This window comes from Rheinheimera soli, assembly GCF_031457405.1.
GTDB lineage: Bacteria > Pseudomonadota > Gammaproteobacteria > Enterobacterales > Alteromonadaceae > Pararheinheimera > Pararheinheimera soli_A.
In genome coordinates, this window is the sequence record NZ_JAVDWR010000005.1 from 161,166 (window position 1) to 180,182 (window position 19,017).

The following is a 19,017-nucleotide window of genomic DNA, read 5'->3' on the forward strand; positions in this document are numbered from 1 at the left end:
TGCTGGCCTTATTCCGGCATAGCGCAGCGTATCCAGGTTTTTATGCGTATTCTTCATAGCTCCGACTGGCATTTAGGCCAGCATTTTATTGGCAAAAGCAGAGCAGACGAGCACAAAGCCCTGTTTGGCTGGCTAAAGCAACAAATTGAATTGCATCAGGTGGATGCATTGATAGTAGCGGGCGATATTTTTGATACCGCCACTCCCGCCAGTTATGCCCGCGAGTTGTATCATCAGCTGATTGTCAACTTGCAACCCACTGGCTGTCAGTTGGTGATGCTGGGTGGAAATCACGATTCAGTCGCTGTATTGCAGGAAAGCAAAGAGTTATTGGCTTGTTTGCATACCCAGGTAGTGCCTGGCTGGCTGGGCGCTGCAGAATCTCATCTTCTGGTTCTAAATAATAAAGCCGGCAAAGCTGGTGCTATTCTGGCGGCTTTGCCTTTTTTGCGTTCCCGCGATGTATTGCAAAGCCTTGGTGGTCAGCAGGCCAGTGATAAACAGCAGCAATTGCAGCAAGCCATAGCCGACTGTTATCAGCAATGTTTTAGCCAGGCAGTGGCGCTGCGCTCTGAGTTGGAGCTTGAGTTGCCTTTGCTCGCGACAGGGCATCTGACCACAGTAGGAGCCAGCAGCAGCGAGTCGGTACGGGAAATTTATATCGGCTCTTTGGAAGCCTTTCCGGCCAGTGCTTTTCCGGGCTTTGACTACATAGCTTTGGGCCATATCCACCAGCCTCAACTGGTTGCAGGTAAAGAACATATCCGTTACAGCGGCTCGCCTATTCCTTTAAGTTTTGATGAAGCAAAACAGCAAAAATCCATGGTCTTGCTGGATTTCAGCCGCCCTGAAGCCAAGATTGAGCTGCTGCCCATTCCTTGTTTCCAACCCTTGTTAAGCCTGAAATGCAGCTTAACTGAACTCCATACTTTATTGCAGCAGCCACTGGCGATGCTACAACCTGGACAAAAACTCTGGCTGGAGCTGGTACTCACCGGCAGTGATGGTTATCTGAGTGATTTGCAAAGCCAGGTGCAACAACATCTCGAGGCTTTACCTGTCGAACTGTTAAAACTGCGGCGGGCACGGCAGGCCGCTGTTGGTGTTCTGCAGGCTGATCAGCAAGAGTCTTTGCATGAAATGACTCCGGATTTGGTATTGCAGCGACGGCTTGCCACTGAAGAATTAACCGACAGCGAAAAAGCAGAATTTCAGCAGATGTTGCAGCAAGTGCTGACACAGCTGCAGCAACCAGAACCGCAGGTGTTGCCATGAAAATTCTGTCGGTGCGGCTGCAAAACTTAAACTCGCTGAAAGGCGAGTGGAAAATAGATTTTACTCAGCCGCCTTTTGATCAAAGTAACCTTTTTGCTATTACAGGCCCGACTGGTGCAGGCAAAAGCACTATTTTGGATGCCATTTGTTTAGCTTTGTATCACCAGACACCTCGCTTAAAACTCTTGTCGCAAAGCAGCAACGAGCTGATGACCCGCCATACCAGTGAGTGCCTGGCCGAAGTCGAGTTTCAGGTACGCGACCAGCGGTATCGTGCTTTCTGGAGTCAACGTCGTTCCCGTGGTTCCGTGGACGGTAATTTGCAGGCTGCCAAAGTAGAGCTGGCCAAAGCAGATGGCGAAATACTGACAGACAAAAGTAACGAAAAGCTAAAGCTGACGGAGCAGATCACAGGTTTAGATTTTGGCCGTTTCACCAAGTCGATGCTGCTGGCTCAGGGTGGTTTTGCTGCCTTTTTAAATGCACCTGCTAACGAGCGGGCTGAACTGCTGGAAGAGCTGACGGGTACTGAAATTTATGGTCAGATTTCGATGCAGGTGTATGAGCAAAACCGCCAGCACAAAACGGCGTTGGAATTATTACAGGCCAAAGCATCAGGTGTGGTGTTGCTGGGTTTAGAGCAGCGCCAGTTGTTACAGCAGCAGTTAACTGATTTGGAACAGCAACAGCAGCAACTGAAAACAAAACAGCAGCAACAAGCGCCATTATTAGCCTGGCGTCAGCAGCAACAGCAGGCAGCGGTGCAGCTGCACCACGCAGAGCTGAAGCAGCAACAATTTGAGCAAGAGCAGGCCATGCAACAAAGTGCGTTGGTCAAATTGCAAAGTTATCAAAAAGCCGCAGTGTTGTTGCCATTGTACAAAGAGCTGCAGCAGCAACGTTCGGCAGTGACTGAAACACAAGAACAGCAGCAACTTCAGTCCCGTCAGTTGCATGATTTAAACTATCAGCAACAGCTGCAGTTGCAGCAAGGTCAAAGCTTAGCCTTGCAAATACAACAGCAGGTGCAGCAACAGGTTCAGCAACTGCAACAACAGGGGCAGACCTTAACAGCGCGACTGGCACAGCAACCTCAGGGTGCAGATCTGGCAGCAGCAGTCGCAGGCTGGAAACCTTTATTACAGCAACGTCAGCAGGGGTTAGATCAACAAAAAGTCCTGCGAAACCAGCTTGCTCAGGCTGACACTCAGCAAGTAGAGCAGCAGTTGCAGCAGATAAGCGTCGAATTACAGCAACTGGATCTTCAATTACAACAGAGCACTCCTGCCTCCTCCATTGAACTGTCACAATTGCAACAGCAAGTACAAGATTGCAAAAATCAGCTGCACACTTATCCGTTATTGCTGAGGGTTGCCGCCGGGTTACAACAAAAACAGCAACAACAGCAAAAAGAACAGCAGGAACTGCAACAAAAACAAAGCGATAGTCAGCAGTTGCAGCAACAAGTCGCGGCTTTACGTGAGCAGTTCAGGTTGTATAGCGACAGAGTGACTGATAAACAAAAACTGGTGCAGCAAGAGCGGCTGATTGCCGAGCTCAGCAGTCACAGAGCCAAGCTGCAACCAGGCGATGAATGCCCACTGTGTGGCAGCACCACACACCCTGCTATTAGCAGTTATCAGGCGCTGGATTTAAGCCAGACCGAAACAGAGCTGGCGGCCTTAACAGCTGAATTGAAACAAGTCGAAGAGCAGGGCAAAGCCGTACGTGAGAAGCAACTACAACTGGAAGAGCAACAAAAAGCCCGGCACTATCAGTTAGAACAGCTGGCCGCAGATATTAAGCAGCAAAGTGAACAATGGACTGACTTGTTGCACAACCTGCCGGAGACAGAGCAGCAGCAATTGCAACAGGCCAGCTTAAAAAAAGCCTTATTGCAGCAGTTCCAGCAGCAGGCTCAACAGGGACTGGAGCAACAGCTGCAGACAGAGCAACAGCTGCTGCAACGTCAACTCTGGCAACAGCAGCAGCATGAACTGACGCACCAGCAGCAACTGTTGCAACAACAACTGACGCAGCAACAACAGCAACAGCAGCAGTTCACTGCAGCGCTGCGGCAAAATCAGCAGCAGTTACAGCAACTGGAACGGCAGTGGCAGCAAGAGTTGCAACCTTTTGGTTTTGCTCTGCCAGCTTCAGAGCAACAACAGCAGATCTGGCAGCAGTGGGCAGAGCAAGCGCAGCAATGGCAGCAGTGGCAACAAGAGTTGCAACGACAGAGTCAGCAACTGGATAAAGCGCTGATGCAGCAGCAACAGGCCGAGCAGCAGTACCAAAGCTGGTTAGATAAATTGCAACAAGCGGATTTAGCGCACCTATCTGCCAGTCAGAGTGCAACACCACAGCAAGAACTTGAAGTTGTGTTGCAACGGCTCAGTGGATTAAGCAATGAACTGCAGCAAAAAACCGGGCAGCAGCAACAAAGTGAAACTCAGCTACAGCAATTGCAAGTGAAGTTAACGGCATTGCAGCAAAACTGGCAAAAGCAACTGGAACAACAGCAGTTTGGCAGCGAAACCAGCTTCTTAGCCATGTTACTGACAGAGCAACAGGTGCAGCAACTGACAGAGCTGAAAGAAAAGCTGGCAGCAGAGCGCATTCGTTGTCAAAGCCAGTTAGAGCAAGTGCAGCAGCAAATCAACGACTTGGAAAAGCAGCAACTGACAGAACAAAGTCTGGAACAATTGCAGCAGCAAAGCACAGAGCTGGAACAGCAGTTATTTGCTGTACTGGAACAGGCGGGTCAATGCCGACAGCAGCTGCACAGCGATCAGCAGCATCAGCAGCAGCAACAAGAGCTGTACAGTCAGATTGAACAACAGCAACAGCTGGTGCAGCAATGGCATAAATTCAACAGCTTAATAGGATCAGCCGACGGTGCTAAATTCCGTCGTTTTGCGCAGGGTTTAACTTTATTGCAGCTGGTGGGGCTGGCCAATCAGCAACTGGATAAACTGCATAGCCGTTACCAACTGGCACGTAAAGCAGATGCTGAACTGGAGCTGCAAGTGCTCGACAGTTGGCAGGCTGATACCGCCAGAGATACCAAAACCTTGTCTGGAGGCGAAAGCTTTTTAGTCAGCCTGGCGTTGGCGTTAGCACTGTCGGATTTAGTCAGCCATAAAACCCGCATTGAGTCTTTATTTCTCGATGAAGGTTTTGGCACCCTGGATCCAGACACGCTGGAAACCGCGTTAGCCGCTTTGGATCAACTCAATGCCAGTGGCAAGATGATAGGTATTATCAGCCATGTTGAAGCCTTAAAAGAGCGTATTCCGGTGCAAATTAAGCTGCAAAAACAGCAGGGCTTAGGCTATAGCAGTTTAAGTTATGGATGACAAAAGTCATGCTTAAGTCATGACTTTTGTGCCTGATGTTTTTTTATTGATCCTCCGATACTGATTTCACACAAATAAGGTGAAACAGCAAAGGACTATCAAGATGAAAACTTTACTCATTGCTTTAAGCACTTTAACTTTTACCCTGGCTCAGGCTGCCACTATTGAACAAATTGATACTGCGTCTAACAGCATGGATGTAAAACAATTGGTTGTTTACGCTGCTGAAAATCCGGCAGATTACAATAAAGCGTATGCCAACTACCGTTTGTCTATTGTAGCGGGCTTAACAGGTCAAAAAGATCAGGCAGAACAAGCCTTAGACTTAGCCCAGTCTGTGTTGGAGCGGTTAACTACAGCACAGCCACAAGCTGATCATCTGGCTTTGTTATCCAGTGTTTATGGTATGCAGATTGGCAACAACCCGGTAAAAGGTGCCTTGTACGGTCCCAAAGCTGGTAAAACAATTCAGCAAGCAACAGAACTGGACCCTGCGAATCCGCGCGTATCTTTGATTAAGGCCATCACCGCCTACAATACGCCAGCGGCTTTTGGTGGCAGCAAACAAAGTGCAGTGGAGCTGAGCAGCAAAGCCATAGAGCTTTATGCTTTACCTTGTCAGCAGATTTGCTGGGGTCATGCAGAAGCTTACACCTGGCGCGGTTTAGCAAAGCAGGAACTGGGTGATAAAGCTGGTGCTATTGCCGACTGGACTAAAGCTATGGAGCTGGACCCTTCCTACGGCTGGGCTAAGTTCCTGCTGGATCAGCAACAAAGTTACAGTCAGAATCGTTAATAATCTTATGACTTGGGGCTCTTTGGATCCCCTGTTGCTGCTGAGGAGCAGGTGATGTTAGAGCTGGAAAAACGTCTGTCCTGGGTGTATCTGGTTAATCTGGTGTTTTATATAGCGCCGTTTTTTTACATCGACTACAGCCCGATCGACTATTTGTGGATGATGTTAGCTTTAGTGGCATTTGTGGGCTGTTACTACTGGATTGGCCGCACTGATACCACTCACATGTTGTTGCCTATACTGCTGATGGCTCTGATTGCAAGCTGCATTACGCCGTTGAATTATGGCTCTATTTCGATGTTTGCTTATGTCAGCTTTTTTATCGGCTTTTCTTATAATTTCCGTCAGTTTTTAGCAGGAGTTGTAGCGCTGGTCGCCTTACTGGTGTTGCTGAACCACTTCTTTATCAAAGGCGCGCCTTATTTCCTGTTGTATGGTTCAGCTCTGGTGCTGGCGATAGGTGTGCTCGGAGTGCTCGACCGGGTCCGACGCTTAACTATGCTGAAAGAGCAGCGTAGTGCCGAAGAAATTAAACAGCTGGCGACTATGGTAGAACGAGAGCGTATAGCGCGGGATCTGCACGATATTATGGGCATAGTTTATCGGGTATAGCGCTTAAAGCTGATCTGGCTGACAAGTTGATGCAACAACAGCAGTATGAGTTAGCTGCTCAGCATTTAAAAGAACTAGCACAGATAGCCCGTGAAAGTTTAAGTCAGGTACGGCAGACAGTGTCTGGCTACAAACATAAGGGCTTGGCCGGTGAAGTACAGCTGTTAAGCGGCAAACTGCGTGATGCGGGTTTTGCTGTGGATGTTCAGGGGGAAGTGCCAGCTCTTTCCGCCCGCGAAGAAACTGCCGTAGTTTTGATCCTGACTGCACTGGTGACCAATGTGCTAAAACATAGTCATGGGGATCAGGTGCAAATCCATTTTGGTGAGACTGAGCATGGGCACCAGGTTAAGGTATCGGACAATGGTAAAGTCAGCGAGCTGAAACAAGGCAATGGTCTGACAGGTATCCAGGAGCGTTTAGCTGCATTGAACACTAAGCTGGAATGGCAACTGTCACCCAGTAGTTTTAGTTTCATTTTGCCAAAGGAGGCCTGATGCGTATTTTATTGGCAGAAGATCAGGCTATGGTGCGTGGCGCTTTGGCTGCGCTGCTGGGTTTAAGTGGCGATTTTGATATCACCCAGGCGGCAGACGTCGAGCAGGCATTGCAGCTGTTAAAACAGCAAGACTTTGATTTATTGCTGACAGATATTGAGATGCCGGGCCGCAGTGGACTGGAATTAGCGCTTTATCTGCAACAGCAACAAAGCAAAATCAAGGTCATAGTGATCACCACCTTTGGCCGGGCTGGTTATATTCAACGTGCTATCGCCGCCGGTGTTCAGGGGTTTTTATTAAAAGATGCTCCATCTGAACAACTGGTGCAGGCTATTTATCAGGTGATGGCCGGCAAAAGAGTCATAGATGCTGAACTGGCATTATCAGCTTTAGGTGAACATGACCCTTTAAGTGACAAAGAACGTCGTGCTTTGCGATTAGCTTCTGAAGGGAAAAGCACTGCAGATATTGCAGCAGCACTTTATATTGCTGAAGGTACAGCCAGGAATTATTTGTCGGAAGCCATCAGCAAACTCAATGCGGCCAACAGGGTAGATGCTGCCAGAATAGCCCGACAAAAAGGCTGGTTATGACTACCCGTTGTACTTGAAGCATTAGGGGCGCTGCAGGGGCGCAGGTAAACCGCGCCCCTGCAGGGTTAAAAAAAGGCTGATTAAAACGAATACACAAAAGTTAAAGAGGTTTGGGTATCGGTTTTCTTTTTACCTACTGGTACTTTGGAGTCGTTTTGTACTAAAAATGCGGCTTTCATTTGCATCCGGCCGTTAATTTTGGCGGTTAACGAGGACTCCGCAATAGAACGTCTGTTGTCTTCACCGTACTCCAGGCTGACGGTTTGTTTAAAACGGGCAGATTCACTGATCTGCCAGCGATAGGTGGCAGCACTACGTATGATCATGCCGTTTTTAGTTTCTTCCAGATCCTTTTCGCCTCTGTAATAACCAGGACCCACTTCACCCTCCAGCGACATAGTCTCGGTTTTAAACAGTTCATCGCCATAACCTACAGCCACTGTAGTGTATTCGGTATAAGCACCAAAACGGTCGCTCACATGGGAGCCGTAGACAAATAATCGGGCAGAGTCTTTATCCAGCTTATAACCGCCTTTGGCGGAAGCCGCGTATTTTTCAGCCGAGGTTTCCACCAGCGTCTGACCATCGTCTGCTGTAGTTTCATCACGCTTAAAAAAAGCACTGAAGGTATAGTCGTTAGACCACTGTTCCAACTCTTGTTTCGCGTCTATTTTTCCTGTGATAGAAGTACCTTTGGTGTTACCAGAGGTTGTAATAGCACCTAGTTCCGCAGAGGTACTCCAGCCCAACTTTGCTGTATTGGAGGTACTGGAGGTACTTTCTTCGGCCTGTACTGTCAAAAGACCACTCAAAATCAACATGCTGCCCAGAGCGGTTAAAAAGCCCAGAGTTGACAGGGAGCAGAGAGTTTTTTTCATACCTTACTTTTCCTTTTTGAGGTGCAGGTCCATTTGTGGAAAGGGGATCACAATCTGATGTTCATCAAAGGTCAGCTTGATTTGTTCCAGAGTGCCCCAGTACACAGGCCAATAATCGGCTGCATTTACCCATGGACGTACTAAAATATTGACTGAACTGTCGGCTAATGCACCAACAGCAATAACCGGGGCTGGTTCAGCGAGAATACGACTGTCAGCTTTGAGTATTTGTTCAAGCAACTCTTTGGCTTTTTTTAGATCTGAGTCGTAACTTATACCAACTACTAAATCTACCCTGCGGGTTTTTTCGGCAGAGTAATTCACTATGGCTGAGCCGGTAATTTGAGAGTTGGGCACAATAATACGTTTGTTATCGGCACTTCTCAGCACTGTCTGGAAAATCTCAATTTTTTCCACCACGCCAGAAACTCCGGCCGCATCGACAAAATCACCAGCCCGGAAAGGCCGGAATAAAATGATCAATACACCTGAAGCAAAGTTCGACAAAGAACCCTGCAAGGCCAAAGCTATAGCTAAACCGGCAGCACCTAAAATGGCGATAAAAGAGGCAGTCTGAATACCTACTTGCGATAAGGCAATCAGAACAGTGGCCACCATAATAGCGGCCTGAATAATGCCACTTAAAAAAGAGACAACAGCTCTGTCTACTTTTTTGTGAAGTAAGGCTCTTTCCAGCATGCGGGTCAGGCTTTTAGCCAGCCAACGGCCCAGATATAAAATGACTAAAGCAACCAGTACTTTGACGCTGTAACTTAAAATCAATTGCTGATTTTTTTCCAAAAAATCCAGAAATTGTTGCATATCTTTCTCCATTTTCGAGGCACTGCTTAGATAGCTGTCAGCTGGTCTGACGGCCATACCCTAGCACAGCCAGTGGCCCGACCCAAGCCAAACACGGCTTAGGGCTTTGTTTTGTAAAAATAGCTTTGCTTCGACCAGGAATTTAGCTAGAATTCGCGCCGCTTGTGGTGACTGTAGCTCAGTTGGTAGAGTCCCGGATTGTGATTCCGGTTGTCGTGGGTTCGAGCCCCATCAGTCACCCCAATTTTCCACTTTCCTCTGGAATCTCGGGTTCGAGCCTCGTCAGTAGTCACCCCAATTTCCTCTATAATGTTAATTCTGAGTTCGGGTTCGAGCTTCATCAGTAGTCACTCCAATTTCCCCCAATTTTTCCTAAGCACCTCTGGTTCTGGCTTCGTTAGTCACTCTGGTTTCCTCTGGCGTCATTCTGTTGTTATGCTTTGTGTTGTCTTTCCTTTTTTATGTGCACCATCATGGATTTAAAACAACTACAGTTGTCTTTACAAAGCCCTTATTTAGCCCCTATCGAGCTTTGGGATCCAGCTTTTTGCGGCGATATCCCTATTCGTATCGATCGGCATGGTGGTTGGTTCTATCTGGATTCCAAAATCCAGCGGCCTGAACTGGTGCAGCTTTTTGCTTCAGTGTTAACCCGGCAACAGCAAGAGTACTTTCTGTTGACTCCGGTCGAAAAAGTTCGTATTCAGGTTGAAGATGCTGCTTTTGTCATAGTGGCTATAGAGCAAAAAACGGGTGAAACGCCCACCCTTGTTGCGACCACTAATTTAGCTGACCAAGTATTAATTACGGCTGAATATCCATTGTTTTTGCAGCCTCAGCCAGACGGTCAGCTCTTGCCATACCTGCGGCTGTGGCGTGGCTTAACGGCTAAATTCAGCAGAGCGGCTTATTATCAGCTGGTTGATTTGGCTTTGCCTATACAGAACAAAGGGAAAACTACGCTGCACATTTATTCTGCCGGGGAAAATTTTGAACTTGGGTCTCTGGACTAACCGTTAATCCCGGATCTAAGGCTCTGTATCGCATTCATTTTTTCAGCTCTTGCTGCTTTAGCATTCCTGTTTCATAGTCGTTGCACAGCAGCTGGAAAAAGCTGTGTTTATCCAACAGGAGCTTAAATGAAATTCCAATTGACCCTCATCGCCAGCGCTTTATTTGTCGCCGGAACGGCCCAAAGCGCCACATTAATCCATGCCGGCAAACTGATCACAGCGGATACAGACAAAGTATTGAGTGAACAGACCGTTGTTGTCGAAAACGACAAAATTATCGCTGTGGAGTCTGGCTATAAAACACCTGCTGAAGGTGATCAGGTTATTGATTTAAAAGGTCATACGCTGATGCCGGGTTTAATGGATATGCATACCCATTTCTCGACTCAGATGAGCCCTGCTACTTACACTGAAGCCTTTTTGATGAATGAAGCTGACGTCGCTTTGCGTGGTGCAACTTTTGCCGAGAAAACTTTATTGTCAGGCTTTACCACAGTGCGCGAGCTGGGTACCAGCCATCACACCAGTACAGCTCTGCGCAAAGCCATAACTTCAGGTTATGTTAAAGGACCACGTATTTATACCGCGGGTAAATCTATTGCCACCACCGGAGGGCATGCTGATCCGACCAACGGTGTTGCTTATGAGTTAATGGGGGATCCAGGTCCAAAAGATGGCGTTATTAATGGGGCTGACGAAGCACGTAAAGCGGTACGGCAGCGCTACAAAGAAGGCGCAGACCTGATTAAAATCACAGCCACTGGTGGTGTGCTGAGTGTGGCCAAAAGTGGTTCGAATCCACAATTTAGTAAAGAAGAGCTAAAAGCTATTGTCGATACGGCCAAAGATTATGGCATGACAGTGGCCGTGCATGCGCATGGCAAAGAGGGCATGGACAGAGCCATTGAAGCTGGTGTGGATTCAATAGAGCATGGCACTTTAATGGATAAAGCCACAATGAAACTGATGAAAAAACATGGCACTTATTATGTGCCGACCATCAGTGCAGGCAAATGGGCTGCGGAAAAAGCCGAAATTCCAGGTTTTTTTCCTGAATTGGTTCGGCCAAAAGCTGCTGCTATAGGCTCTAAAATTCAACACACATTTTCTGTCGCTTATAAAGAAGGGGTTAAAATTGCCTTTGGCACAGATGCTGGTGTTGGAGCTCATGGAGATAACTGGCGTGAGTTTGTGTTTATGACTGAAGCTGGCATGCCTGCAATGGAAGCTATTCAGGCCGCGACTATAGAGCCGGCTCGTTTATTAAAAGTGGATCAGGAACTTGGTTCTGTCACTGTAGGTAAAATTGCTGATTTAGTGGCTGTACCAGGCGATCCGCTGCAGGATATTCAGTTAATGGGTCAGGTCAGTTTTGTCATGAAAGCTGGTGTAGTCTACAAACAATAACCACAGACTTAAAACAAAGAGGCAGCCTGGGGCTGCCTTTTCTAGTTCTATTTTTGGTTCTGAAAAAACGCCAGCAATTTATGTACGTCAGCCAGGATATCGGCTTTTAAGTCAATTTCAGCCTGTTCACGGATATGATCCAAATGCCGTATTTCTTTTTTATCACGCTCTTTGCGGGCCTGATGGGTCGGCATGTCTTTCACTATATCGTACATTTTAAACAAAGCAGGGTAGGTTTGAACTGCGTCTGGTTTTTTAGGCAACTGCAGATGATCCAGCAGCACCCAAAGGCGTAACGCACCTTCAGACAGCTCACACTGTCCTTCCCGCATGGCTTTGGCAATCAACACTATACTTTCAGTGAGATTGGCATTTTTTGCCTCAACCACTTGTTGCTGTTTTAACTTTTGTTGTTTGATCAACCACAACAGGCGGCCAAGATAAAAACTCAGGCCACCAAGAATCAAAACTGCCGCTAAAGTGGCCAGTATCCAGCTTAAGGTCAAACTATATCCCCTATTCGCCTAAAAACTCTTTACGCCAGTCAGTACGCTCCAACTTGGCTAATGGATCCAAATCTTCCTCTTCTGCGTCATCCTGATCCAGGCCTAACAGAGCAACCAGCTCTGCATGACGTGCAGTTTTGGCATTAAAGTACTTAGCGTCTTTGCCTGTCAGAATTTCGCCTTTGTCTACTTGATCCAGCAACTCCAGCAGTTTCTCATCATTCTCAAGCAGGGCTAATTCCTGCTCTGGTGGCATTTCCGGCTCTTTGGCTTTGCTCAGCTGGACTACAGGCTTGAACTGTTTCGGTTGAGCCATCAGCTTTTGTTCTGCTTCTGTCACTACTAAAGCAATTGGCTTTTTACTGCCATGGCGTGGATCTTTAGAGCTTTTGCCTGAGTGTTGTTGCTTGTCTTCGGCTGACGGAGAATGGCGACTACCGGATTTTAAGCCCGCACCTTTCTTTTTGGTTTCAGGCGCGCGCGTGCGATCCTGACGGGCTTCATCAGCCGGTCTGTGCCTGGTACCAAGTGGGCCTGAGGTGCGAGTTTTTTTAATCCGGGTCATATGTGTTACCTACGAAAAAGGGCGCGTATTTTAACCAGTTTATGCCAGAAAACCTAGGTATTTCGCTTTTTAAATAGAACTACGTCATCGGCAGGAAATTCCAGCCTGAGCTGATCGCGCTGTGCCAAGAATTCAAAGGTGCGCTGGTGGAAGAAACTGATATGGGTTGGGTCGTTTTTATAATGCCAGTTGTTGAAGCTGTTTTGGTCTGTATAACGTTTGGTCATCACCGCCAAAATGCCTTGCGGTAGCAGTAAATTCAGCCACAAACTCCACTCATTCGCCGGGTTGATAAAATGTTCTATGGCTTCAGTACAACTGACAAAATGATATTTTTGCTGCAGAACTTGTGGCTCTGGCGCATAAAACGGGTCCCAGACCTGCATTTGTTTGCCTGCTTCGGTCAGCATTTGCGCCAATAAGGGCCCGGGCCCACAGCCAAAATCCAGCCCGGTGCTTTGTTCTTCAGTGAGTGCTGTCAGTAAAGGTAAAGATAAACGGGATAAAAACTTGCGATAACCCTGATCATCCAATTGGTTCTGATGCAAATCGTATTGGGCTTTTTCCTGCTGTGCAGTCAACAGAGTGCTACGGTCAGCAAATACCAAAAAACACTGCTGACACTGGAAATAGGCACGTTTTTTATCGCTGCAAAAAGGCTGGGTTTGTGACTCTAAACAAAGTGGGCATACTGAATTCATAGTGAGGATAAATAAAAAGGGCGGTGTAAGATGGTACCGCCCTCTATATAAGGTGTCTAGCGCGACACATAATCTGCTTGAAGTCGTCCTGACGGGAGTTCAACACCCTGTCTGCACAAGTTCCTTATATTTTTACGCAAATTCCCTATGAAAATAATTATTCGCGATCATCCTGATACTTAGTGGTCCGTCCTTGCGCTGTGTAAAATACACACTGTCATCATGGTGATGCTGTAAAAAACGTACTGATGCACTGCTGCTTTCCGTGCCTGCTTTCCGTGTTTTTAATCGTTACTAAATGTAACGGACTTCAATCTACTCCGATTTTTCAGAATGGCAATACAGCGGTATAAAAAAAGTACAAAAAAAATGAACTTTTTTATAATGTTATTAAAAATCAAATAGTTATGATACGTTTTTCGCTAATTTGGCACTTTGTAAGCGATGTCTTACAGTGCTGTGAGATATATCTCACAAATAATTGCAGAGCTTCAATATTTAACAATGCGAAGCATTGACCCAAGGCATGAGTGCCAGGGAAGGGGCGAATAAAACAAAAAACCAGGCATAAAGCCTGGTTTTTCTGTAGAGAAAAAGTACGGTTAGTGCAAACCACCCACATATTTAGACAGCACTTCAATATCTTCGTCAGTCAGCTTTTTCGCAATGTCGCGCATCATGCCGTTCATATCATTGGCACGAGCACCACTACGGAAAGCTTCCAATTGAGCTTTAGTGTAAGCAGCATGCTGGAACGAAATTTTCGGGAAGCCAGCTAAACTGTGACCTACACCACGTGGACCATGACAAGCTATACAAGCGGCAATACCACGTTCCATATCACCGGCACGAAATAACTTCTCGCCTTGAGCAACCACATCTTCTGGTGTACTGCCTTCTTTCATTTTCTGGCTGGCATAAAAAGCCGCCAAATCTTTCATATCCTGTTCGGATAAAGTGGCAACCATCGGAGCCATCAGGGCGTTGTGACGACCTTCTTTACCGCCAGTTTGTGCACCCAGTTGAAACTCTTTTAACTGCTTAAATAAATAACCTGCATGTTGACCAGCAATTTTTGGATATAAGTCGGTAGGGCTATTCCCGTCCATGCCATGGCAGGCAGCACAAGTAGCGGATTTAGCTTTACCTGCTTCAGCATCCCCATCGAATGCATAAGCTGTACTGATTAACCCTAAAAAGAGCGTGAGTGGAAGTGCGAATTTTTTCATTTTTTTTCCGTCTCTGTCCGCGTTGAACCGCCAGAAATCTGGCAACCAAGTTGAATAACCCTATATTTTATGTCTATTTTACACGAATCTTGCACAGATAGAATCCCATAAATCACAGTAAAGCTTCTGTGGATCTTCAGGATCCGTTACACTATAGCCAAATTTACAGCCGGAGCTGACAGTGTATAAAGCGATCATCAATTATCAGAAAGCAACTTTTCTGACCAGTGCCCCTGATATTAAGGCTCTGCCCGCAGATACAGGTGTCGAAGTTGCCTTTGCTGGTCGTTCTAACGCCGGCAAGTCCAGTGCGTTAAATACGCTGACACGGCAAAATGGTTTAGCCCGCACCAGTAAAACACCAGGTCGTACTCAGTTAATTAATACGTTTTCTTTATCTGAGAATCAACGTCTGATCGATTTACCTGGTTATGGTTTTGCCAAAGTGCCTTTAGCGGTCAAAGAAAAATGGCAAAAAGCTCTGAGTGAATATCTGATTAAACGCGAAAGTTTAAAAGGAATCGTCATCTTGATGGATATCCGTCATCCGCTAAAAGATTTGGATCAGGATTTAATTCATTGGGCAGTGCAAAGCAATCTGCAGGTGTTATTGCTCCTGACCAAAGCGGACAAGTTAAGTCCAGGGCCGCGCAAAAAAGTACTGATGGAAGTCACTGAAGCCTCTATGGCTTTTATGGGTGATGTCACAGTGCAGGTATTCAGTTCATTAACCAAGTTAGGTTTGGCTGAGTTAGAACAAAAGCTGGACCAATGGTATAGCGCAGAACCAGAATAAATTTTTACGAAATTCTGAAAAGCAGAGCATAGTCTCTGCTTTTTTTTGGCTGTTAATCAGAAAAGTAAAGTAAAACTTCCGAAGACTGTCCGTTCAGTTGCTCATGGGCCAGAAAAAAGAAAACCGGCCCTTTTTGAGGAGGCCGGTCATAGCAAACGGGGAGAAGCTATTCAATAATTTCAAATCAACAGGGTGTCTTGGATTAACAAGACAGGGCTATTATACATAGAATTATGAATGTTTGAAGTATTTGCTCTAAAAAATCTAGTTTTATTTCAGTTTTTCTGATCAGCAGACAAAAAAAACGCCCCACTGCAAGCAGTGGGGCGGCTAAATAAGCCTTTCTTTCTGGCCACTAAATAAGCTGTTAAGCGCATTCGTGCTGAAAGATAGAACATCTTACCTCTGTACCCTACGAATTTAATTCTACAAGTGTTGATTAAAAATGCAAGTGGAAGGCTGTAATTAAACTACAAATATTTAGTGAATTTGTCATTAAACTGAAAAAATGTAGCTTTATTACCAGTATGAATCGCTGATTTTGTTGGTTAATTCTACAATTCAGGGCGAAAATGGCAGCGAATAGCTAAATATTTGAAGTCTTTTGTCACTCACATTGTCTTTGATGCTTTGCGGTCCATGAACGGGTATCAGAGATGGCTGCTCATCCATAAAAAAGCCCCAAACAAGTTGGGGCGAAAAATCAAACTACCAGGAATGGGCATATACACGCTTAGTAAGACTGGATGTTTTTAACTTAGTTCAGCCTTATAACAATTTTTTTAGTGCGCCTGATCCCAGTTTGGCCCAGACCCAGCTTCAGCCAGTAAGGGCACATCCAACGAAGCCGCAGATTGCATGATGTTGACCAGTTCTGAGCTAACTCTTTCCAGCTCTTCGGTTTTTACTTCAAACACCAGTTCATCGTGTACCTGCATAATCATGGCGACAACACCAGCAGGTTGTTTTTCCTGCCAGGCTGCCACTTTAATCATGGCCATTTTGATAATGTCGGCCGCTGTACCTTGCATTGGAGCATTGATAGCTGCACGTTCAGCGCCCTTTTTCCGGGCCATATTTTTGGCATTAATTTCTGGCAGATACAAACGACGACCAAACAGAGTCTCCACATAGCCCTGCTCATGAGCCTGAGTGCGGGTTCGTTCCATATAATCCAATACGCCTGGGAAACGTTCAAAATATAAATCGACATACTGCTGTGCTTCAGATCGGCTGATACCCAGCTGGCGTGCCAGACCAAAAGCTGACATGCCGTAAATTAAACCGAAGTTCACCGCTTTAGCGCGACGACGTTGTTCTGAACTGACTTGGTCCAGTTCTACACCAAATACTTCGGCTGCCGTGGCTCTGTGAATATCTTTACCCTGCGCAAAAGCATTTAACAAAGCCGGGTCGCGCGACAAATGCGCCATAATGCGTAATTCGATTTGTGAATAGTCAATTGCCAGTATGGTTTTGCCTGTCTCCGCAATAAAAGCCTGACGAATACGCCGGCCTTCTTCACTGCGGATAGGAATATTTTGCAGATTAGGTTCAGTGGAACTTAACCGACCCGTGGCTGCCACGGCCTGATGATAGGACGTATGCACCCGGCCTGTTGCCGGATTAACGGATAACGGCAGCTTATCTGTGTAAGTAGATTTGAGCTTACTTAAACCCCTGTGCTCAGTAATAAGTTTTGGAAACTCGTAATCGTGTGCCAGCTCAGCTAATACTTCTTCTGCGGTGGATGGTGTGCCTGTCGGTGTTTTTTTCAGGACAGGCAACCCCATCTGTTCGAATAAGATTTCCTGCAACTGCTTAGGGGATGACAGATTAAATTCTTTACCCGCCATCTGATAAGCTTCCTGCTCAATCTCCGCTATACGTTTAGCTAAATCCATGCTTTGTTGCGCTAACAAATTGCCATCAATTTTTACCCCTGTGCGTTCCATTTTAGACAAAATAGGTACCAGAGGCATTTCGATATCGCGGAACACTTTTTGTAAGCCTGAATGTTGCTCCAGCTGTGGCCATAAGGTTTGATGCAAACGTAAAGTCACGTCTGCATCTTCTGCAGCATAAGGTGAGGCTTGCTCCAACGCTATTTGGTTAAAGGTGATTTGTTTAGCACCTTTACCTGCGATGTCTTCAAAAGCTATGGCTTTATGCCCGAGGTACTTCAGTGACAAGGAATCCATATCGTGGCGCGAGGCTACGCTGTTGACAATATAAGACTCCAGCATAGTATCAAAACGAATGCCTCGAAGTTCAATACCATGGCGCGCCAATACACTTTGGTCGTATTTCAGGTTTTGACCTACTTTGGCTTTAGTTTCGTCTTCCAGCCAGTCTTTTAGCTGAGTCAGTACCCAGTCACGGTCTAGTTGTTCAGGTGCGCCCACATAATCATGCGCCAGCGGAATATAACAAGCATCACCAGCCGCTAACGCCAGCGAAATACCAACAATATCGGCCTGCATATAATCCAGACTGGTGGTTTCAGTATCAAAAGCCACCAGTTCAACCTCAAGCAGACGTTCCAGCAATTGCAGAAAATCAGCTTCGGTTAAAATACAGGGGTAGCTGCTGGTATCAATGCCACTGGCTGGTAGTTCATCTTCTTGCTCTGCATTCTGTTTTGCTGCTTCTGCCGCTACAGCTGTTGCAGTGTCTTTGCCTGCTAACACTTCGCTTAACCAGCGTCTGAATTCACAGACGGCAAACAGCTCTGCCAATTTGCTCTGATCGGGTGTTTTGATATCTAAGCTATCCGCTTGCAATGACAATTCGACATCTGTTTTGATGGTAGCCAACTGATAAGACAAGATCAGTTGTTCTTTAAACTCTGTCATTTTGGCCGCTATGGTTTTGCTGCCACGGAAATTCAGCGCTGCGATCTGATCCAACTGCTGGTAGAGCTTTTCTATAGAACCTATTCCTTGCAGTAAAGCCAGCGCTGTTTTTTCTCCGACACCAGGTAAACCCGGAATATTGTCTGATTTATCACCCATCAGGGCTAAATAGTCGACAATCAGCTCTGGTCCTACGCCAAACTTTTCTGCTACACCGGCTGGATCCAAAATGGTATCCGTCATGGTGTTAATTAAGGTGACATGCTGATCAACCAACTGGGCCATGTCTTTATCACCTGTTGAAATCAGCACATGCCGGCCTTGTTGACTGGCCTGAACTGCTAAAGTGCCTATGACATCATCTGCTTCAACGCCGCTGATACAAATCAGCGGTAAACCCATAGCCTCTATTATTTGATGCAAAGGCGCAATCTGGCTGCGTAAATCGTCCGGCATAGGGGGGCGATGGGCTTTATATTCGCTGTACATTTCATTACGAAAAGTGGGGCCCTTTGCATCAAACACCACCACCATCTGGCTGGGTTTGTATTGGCGCAGCAAACTTTTCAGCATATTCACTACACCATAAATGGCGCCAGTTGCTTCTCCTTTGGAATTGGTCAGGTGTGGTGGTGAGTGATAAGCACGAAATAAATAAGAAGAACCGTCGACAAGAATGAGAGGATTGTCCGGTATAACAACCATGATTAGGATCCCTTGATGTTTTGCGTAAGCATGCCACAACAGGGCTGATTCAGCCAGCTGTAGCTGCGGTTTGGACGTATTGAGTTGATACTTTTTTAAACGAAAAAGCTGTGGATAACTTTGTGGACAGACAATGACAAGCAACCGGATAATCTCTGTAAAGAGTCCGGGTGGAGATGCTTAAGTTATTGTATTTAAAAGAAAAAGAAGGGTAATGCTAGAGGTTCCCTTGTTGTTTTTCTTATTATTCCATTTTGTGGAAAATTATCTCACTTTGGTTTCCTGTCAAAAAGGCGACAGGGTAAGACAATCAAAGTAGGGCAAACAGACTATCACAAAGATTTTCTTTGCACAGTCTTGACTTCAATTTTTTTTGACTCAAAGAAAGGCTATTAAGATTGAACA

Annotated in this window: 16 protein-coding genes and 1 tRNA gene; 10 read left to right on the forward strand and 7 right to left on the reverse strand. The window is 46.2% G+C overall.

The genetic code is table 11. The features are described from left to right. The first annotated feature begins 42 nt into the window (after nt 1-42). The 6 genes from sbcD to J2W69_RS10320 all read left to right on the forward strand — a co-directional run bounded on the left by sbcD (nt 43) and on the right by J2W69_RS10320 (nt 7,135). Complete coding sequence (gene sbcD / locus J2W69_RS10295; protein ID WP_310277741.1) at nt 43-1,275, forward strand: exonuclease subunit SbcD; 1,233 nt, start codon at nt 43-45, stop codon at nt 1,273-1,275. Continuing rightward, nucleotides 1,272-4,634, forward strand: coding sequence for an exonuclease subunit SbcC (gene sbcC, locus J2W69_RS10300; protein ID WP_310277744.1), 3,363 nt, complete (start codon nt 1,272-1,274; stop codon nt 4,632-4,634). The genes sbcD and sbcC overlap by 4 nt, the downstream gene beginning before the upstream one ends. A 103-nt stretch (nt 4,635-4,737) precedes the next feature. Continuing rightward, nucleotides 4,738-5,430 carry a tetratricopeptide repeat protein gene (locus tag J2W69_RS10305; RefSeq protein ID WP_310277747.1) on the forward strand — a complete coding sequence of 231 codons (693 nt, stop codon included), beginning with the start codon at nt 4,738-4,740 and terminating at the stop codon, nt 5,428-5,430. A gap of 54 nt (nt 5,431-5,484) precedes the next feature. Further along, the gene (locus J2W69_RS10310; RefSeq protein WP_310277749.1) at nt 5,485-6,042 is read left to right on the forward strand and encodes a sensor histidine kinase; all 558 of its coding nucleotides are present in this window, start codon (nt 5,485-5,487) and stop codon (nt 6,040-6,042) included. A 29-nt stretch (nt 6,043-6,071) separates the two neighbouring features. Next, complete coding sequence (locus J2W69_RS10315; protein WP_310277752.1) at nt 6,072-6,539, forward strand: sensor histidine kinase; 468 nt, start codon at nt 6,072-6,074, stop codon at nt 6,537-6,539. Beyond that, entirely contained in the window at nt 6,539-7,135 is a 597-nt protein-coding gene (locus J2W69_RS10320) for a response regulator (RefSeq protein WP_310277754.1), read from the forward strand. Before J2W69_RS10315 ends, J2W69_RS10320 begins: the two co-directional genes overlap by 1 nt. Before the next feature lie 80 nt (nt 7,136-7,215). Here J2W69_RS10320 and J2W69_RS10325 read toward each other — a convergent pair whose 3' ends face one another. Together J2W69_RS10325 and J2W69_RS10330 are read right to left on the reverse strand one after the other, a co-directional pair. Further along, entirely contained in the window at nt 7,216-8,013 is a 798-nt protein-coding gene (locus J2W69_RS10325) for a DUF481 domain-containing protein (RefSeq protein ID WP_310277757.1), read from the reverse strand. 3 nt (nt 8,014-8,016) lie between these two features. Continuing rightward, nucleotides 8,017-8,835, reverse strand: coding sequence for a mechanosensitive ion channel family protein (locus J2W69_RS10330; RefSeq protein WP_310277761.1), 819 nt, complete (start codon nt 8,833-8,835; stop codon nt 8,017-8,019). A gap of 167 nt (nt 8,836-9,002) precedes the next feature. On the opposite strand from J2W69_RS10330, the gene J2W69_RS10335 reads away from it, so the two are divergent. The 3 genes from J2W69_RS10335 (at nt 9,003) to J2W69_RS10345 (ending at nt 11,255) form a co-directional block, all read left to right on the forward strand. Next, a tRNA-His gene (locus J2W69_RS10335) sits at nt 9,003-9,078 on the forward strand. 230 nt (nt 9,079-9,308) lie between these two features. Next, nucleotides 9,309-9,848, forward strand: a complete 540-nt coding sequence (locus J2W69_RS10340) for a DUF1285 domain-containing protein (protein ID WP_310277764.1) — start codon at nt 9,309-9,311, stop codon at nt 9,846-9,848. Nucleotides 9,849-9,974: 126 nt separating this feature from the next. After that, the gene (locus J2W69_RS10345) at nt 9,975-11,255 is read left to right on the forward strand and encodes a metal-dependent hydrolase family protein (RefSeq protein WP_310277767.1); all 1,281 of its coding nucleotides are present in this window, start codon (nt 9,975-9,977) and stop codon (nt 11,253-11,255) included. A gap of 47 nt (nt 11,256-11,302) precedes the next feature. On the opposite strand, the gene J2W69_RS10350 is transcribed toward J2W69_RS10345, so the two are convergent. From J2W69_RS10350 to J2W69_RS10365, 4 genes are all read right to left on the reverse strand, one after another. Then, complete coding sequence (locus J2W69_RS10350) at nt 11,303-11,761, reverse strand: DUF2489 domain-containing protein (protein WP_310277770.1); 459 nt, start codon at nt 11,759-11,761, stop codon at nt 11,303-11,305. Between the two features lie 10 nt (nt 11,762-11,771). Further along, nucleotides 11,772-12,326: a Der GTPase-activating protein YihI gene (gene yihI, locus J2W69_RS10355; protein WP_310277773.1), complete on the reverse strand. Its 555-nt coding sequence runs from the start codon at nt 12,324-12,326 to the stop codon at nt 11,772-11,774. A 53-nt stretch (nt 12,327-12,379) separates the two neighbouring features. Further along, entirely contained in the window at nt 12,380-12,934 is a 555-nt protein-coding gene (locus J2W69_RS10360) for a class I SAM-dependent methyltransferase (protein WP_310277777.1), read from the reverse strand. A gap of 695 nt (nt 12,935-13,629) precedes the next feature. Continuing rightward, entirely contained in the window at nt 13,630-14,256 is a 627-nt protein-coding gene (locus tag J2W69_RS10365) for a c-type cytochrome (protein ID WP_310277780.1), read from the reverse strand. Between the two features lie 181 nt (nt 14,257-14,437). Here J2W69_RS10365 and yihA point away from each other — a divergent pair, with 181 nt between their 5' ends. Next, on the forward strand, nt 14,438-15,052 hold the full coding sequence (gene yihA / locus J2W69_RS10370; RefSeq protein WP_310277783.1) for a ribosome biogenesis GTP-binding protein YihA/YsxC: 615 nt from the start codon (nt 14,438-14,440) through the stop codon (nt 15,050-15,052). Nucleotides 15,053-15,834: 782 nt separating this feature from the next. Here yihA and polA read toward each other — a convergent pair. Beyond that, nucleotides 15,835-18,612 (reverse strand): DNA polymerase I, encoded by a 2,778-nt coding sequence (gene polA, locus J2W69_RS10375; RefSeq protein ID WP_310277786.1) that lies wholly within the window; start codon nt 18,610-18,612, stop codon nt 15,835-15,837. Nucleotides 18,613-19,017 lie beyond the last annotated feature (405 nt).